We start from the raw sequence: 668 nt of genomic DNA, 5'->3' as shown, positions 1-668 counted from the left end.
CGACCTGGCCGGCTTCGTGGCGGCCACCTGGCTGCGCGGAGTGCGCTGGATCGCCGTCCCGACCACCGTGCTGGCCATGGTCGACGCGGCCGTCGGCGGCAAGACCGGCATCAACACCGCCGAGGGCAAGAACCTCGTGGGAGCCTTCCACCCGCCCGCGGGCGTCCTGTGCGACCTGGCCGCCCTGGACTCCCTCCCGGTCCACGACTACGTCTCCGGACTCGCCGAGGTCATCAAGGCCGGTTTCATCGCCGACCCGGTGATCCTGGACCTGATCGAGGCCGACCCCGAGGGCGCCCGCACCCCGGCCGGCCCGCACACCGCCGAACTCATCGAGCGCTCCATCCGGGTGAAGGCGGACGTCGTCTCCGCGGACCTCAAGGAGTCGGGCCTCAGGGAGATCCTCAACTACGGGCACACGCTCGGCCACGCCATCGAGAAGAACGAGCGGTACACATGGCGGCACGGCGNNCGACCGTCACCGTACGATCCTGGAGTCGGTGGGCCTTCCGCTGCACTACCGCCACGACCAGTGGCCCAGGCTGCTGGAGACGATGAAGATCGACAAGAAGTCCCGCGGCGATCTGCTGCGCTTCATCGTCCTGGACGGTCTTGCCAAGCCCACCGTCCTGGAGGGCCCCGACCCGGCCATGCTGCTCGCCGCCTAC

General features: G+C 69.8%; 1 pseudogene. It reads left to right on the top strand.

Annotation, left to right across the window (positions count from 1 at the left end):
• Positions 1 to 668 (top strand): annotated as a pseudogene (locus CCN35_RS27325) (3-dehydroquinate synthase family protein); the annotation flags it as partial.

Origin of the sequence: Streptomyces thermovulgaris (genome assembly GCF_002155915.1) — a bacterium.
In the GTDB taxonomy this organism is placed as follows: Bacteria; Actinomycetota; Actinomycetes; order Streptomycetales; family Streptomycetaceae; genus Streptomyces; species Streptomyces thermovulgaris.
This window is presented reverse-complemented; position numbering and strand designations above follow the sequence as displayed.